Here is a 2936-nt window from a genome sequence, read left to right as displayed (position 1 = left end):
CCGTCGAGGGGGAAGACGTCGTAGAAGTCGCCACCGAGCCGGTCGGGGTGAGCGGTGTGGTAGTGGGCGGCCGTCTCCACGCCGGGGACCGGCGGCAGGATGTCGGGCAGCAGTGACTGCTGGAGCACGGCGAGGGCGTCCTGCAGCCGCGCCCGGTCCGCCTCCGCCTGGCGGCGTGCTTCTTCGGCCGCCTTCCGGCCGCGCAGGAGTTCTTCCTCGTAGGCGCGACGGTCCCGGGCGTCGAAGACGGTGGTGCGGATGAGCAGGGCCTCGCCGGTGCTGCCGTGTTTGACCGCGGAGGAGACCAGCACCGGCATCCGGCCGCCGCCGGCCTGTCTGACCTCCATGGCGATGCCGCTGATCTCGCCCTGCATCCGCAGCAGCGGCGCGAAGTGTGTCTCGTGGTACAGCCTGCTGCCCACGGTCAGCAGGTCGGTGAACCGCATCCGGCCCACCACCGCCTCACGCCGGAGGCCGAGCCAGTCCAGCAGCCTGGTGTTGATCTTCGCGATGGTGCCGTCCATCAGCGTGGACAGGTATCCGCAGGGCGCGTGGTCGTACAGTTCTTCCGCGCTGTCCTCCAGGAGTGCGGCGAAGGTCGCGTCGGAGGTGCGCTCGTCGCCGGTCCCGTGCGGGTCGGGCTGCTGCCCGTTGCGGCACATCATCGCAGGTCCGTCAGGAAACCCCGTATGGCCTCGTTGGTGGCTTCGGGCGCGGACAGGTGCGGGCAGTGCCCGGTCGCGTCCAGCGTGACGAGCGTCGAGCCGGGGATCGCCCGGTGGACGAAGGCTCCGACCTCCCGGGGGGCGATCATGTCCTGGGTGCACTCCAGCACCAGGGTCGGCACGGTGACCTTCTTGAGGTCGTCCCGTGAGTCCGAGAGGAACGTGGTGCGGGCGAAGACGCGCGCCATGTCGGGGTCGGTGGCGCAGAAGCTGTTCCGGAGTTCCTCGCCGAGTTCGGGACGGTCCGCGTTGCCCATGATCACCGGTGCCATGGCCGCCGACCAGCCCAGGTAGTTCGCCTCCAGGGATGCCAGCAGCTCCTCGATGTCCTCGGCGCTGAAGCCCCCGCGGTAGCCGTCGTCGTCGATGTACCGCGGGGAGGGAGCGACCATCACATGCGCCCCGATCCGTTCCGGGGCCATGTCGGCGGCCAGTACGCCGATCATCGCGCTGACGGAGTGGCCCACGAAGACCGCGTCGCGCAGGTCGAGCGCCTCGCACACCTCCGTCACGTCCCGGGCGTAGCCCTCCAGGGAGGTGTAACGATCTTCCGAGAAGGCTGTCGCGTCCGAGCGGCCCGATCCGACGTAGTCGAAGAGCACCACCCGGTAGTCCTCGGTGAGCGCAGGCAGGGTCAGCCGCCACATGTTCTGGTCGCAGCCGAATCCGTGCGCCAGCACCACCGGCCGCCCCTGCGGGTTGCCGGTGACGGTGACATTGTTCCTGCGAGCGATATCCATGCCCGTAGTCTCCCAGGTCCCGCCCGTTGTTCCGAAAAGGGCCCGAATCCTCCACGTTCCGTCCGACGCCTTCACAAGACGGGGCCGGTCGGGCGCACGGAAGCCCCGCCGCGCGGGCGGCGGGGCTTCCCGTGGCGCCGGAGGTCGTCCGGTTCAGTGCTGGGTGAGCAGACCTTCCCGCAGACGGGCGAGGGTACGCGACAGCAGGCGGGAGACATGCATCTGGGAGACGCCGAGGTGCTCGCCGATCTGCGCCTGGGTGAGTTCCTCCACGAACCGCATGTGGATGATCCGGCGATCGCGTTCGTCGAGTTCGGCGATCAGCGGCGCCAGGGCGTGGAAGTCCTCGACGAGTTCCAGCGCCCGGTCCTCGGTGCCGATGAAGTCCTGCAGGGCACTCTCGCCGTCCTCGCTGCCGCTGATCGCGGCGTCCAGGGAGGAGGAGTTGTAGCCGTTGGCGGCCAGGCGGGCCTCGCGCACCTCGTCCTCGGGCAGGCTCATCAGGTCCGACAGCTCCTTGACCGTCGGCGTGCGGCCGAGGCGGCTGCGGAGTTCCTCGGTGGCGCGGGCGAGCTGGACGCGGGCTTCCTGCAGCCGGCGCGGCACATGCACCGCCCAGGTGGTGTCGCGGAAGAACCTCTTGATCTCGCCCACGATGTACGGGACGGCGAAAGAGGTGAACTCCGCCTCCCGGGAGAGGTCGAACCGGTCGATCGCCTTGATCAGGCCGATCATGCCGACCTGGACGATGTCCTCCATCTCCTCGGCGCCCCGGCTGCGGAACCGGCCGGCCGCGAAGCGGACCAGGGACATGTTCATCTCGATCAGCGTGTTACGGGCGTAGCTGTACTCCGGTGTGCCCTCTTCCAGCACCGCGAGCTGGTCGAAGAACAGGCGCGACAGCTCGCGGGCGTCCTTCGGCGCCACCCGGGAAGGGTCGGGGACCTCCGGCAACCGGGCCGTCCGCGTGTCCACCATCTGGGTGCTCATGAGCGCCATTCTGTTCCCCTCCCAAAAGTCGAGCCAACCGTCGCTGCCTGCCGAAACGGCCGACGACGCATCGTCTACCCCCTCATCCTGCATCCATGTCCGCCTCATCTCGCACCGATGTCCGACCGTCCGCCGCACGGCCCACGTCCGCCTGATCAGGCGGAAGTCTTCCTGATCAGGCGGAAGTCCTCGGTTGTGGCTGGTCCCCTCGGGCCCGGAGCTGCTCGTTGATGCGCTGGGCTTCTTCGAGCTGGTCCTCCAGGATGACGATGCGGCAGGCGGCCTCGATGGGCGTGCCCCCGTCGACGAGTTCGCGGGCGCGGGCCGCGACGCGCAGCTGGTAGCGGGAGTATCGGCGGTGACCGCCTTCCGAGCGCAAGGGTGTGATCAGGCGGTGTTCACCGAGCGCGCGGAGAAAGGCCGGGGTGGTGCCGAGCATCTCGGCAGCCCGGCCCATGGTGTAGGCGGGGTAGTCGTCGTC

4 protein-coding genes are annotated in these 2936 nt (G+C 69.3%); all 4 read right to left on the bottom strand.

Annotated elements, in window-relative coordinates; genetic code table 11:
- A partial coding sequence (locus tag GT045_RS28315) for a PAS domain S-box protein (RefSeq protein ID WP_161298481.1) occupies window positions 1-662 on the bottom strand: 662 nt, incomplete at its 3' end.
- Window positions 662-1465 (bottom strand): alpha/beta hydrolase, encoded by an 804-nt coding sequence (locus GT045_RS28310; RefSeq protein WP_161334012.1) that lies wholly within the window; start codon window positions 1463-1465, stop codon window positions 662-664. The genes GT045_RS28310 and GT045_RS28315, both read right to left, overlap by 1 nt.
- A gap of 153 nt (window positions 1466-1618) precedes the next feature.
- Complete coding sequence (locus GT045_RS28305; protein ID WP_161335930.1) at window positions 1619-2464, bottom strand: RNA polymerase sigma factor SigF; 846 nt, start codon at window positions 2462-2464, stop codon at window positions 1619-1621.
- A gap of 166 nt (window positions 2465-2630) precedes the next feature.
- A partial coding sequence (locus tag GT045_RS28300) for a MerR family transcriptional regulator (RefSeq protein WP_161335929.1) occupies window positions 2631-2936 on the bottom strand: 306 nt, incomplete at its 5' end.

This window comes from Streptomyces sp. SID486 (genome assembly GCF_009865385.1).
In the GTDB taxonomy this organism is placed as follows: Bacteria; Actinomycetota; Actinomycetes; order Streptomycetales; family Streptomycetaceae; genus Streptomyces.
The sequence above is the reverse complement of the archived record's forward strand: the minus strand, read 5'-3'. Positions and strand labels throughout refer to the sequence as shown.

Bases quoted from the DNA above. Each gene is read 5' to 3' on its own strand.
- GT045_RS28310 (WP_161334012.1), bottom strand. From the start codon at position 1,465: ATGGATATCGCTCGCAGGAACAATGTCACCGTCACCGGCAACCCGCAG.
- GT045_RS28305 (WP_161335930.1), bottom strand. From the start codon at position 2,464: ATGGCGCTCATGAGCACCCAGATGGTGGACACGCGGACGGCCCGGTTG.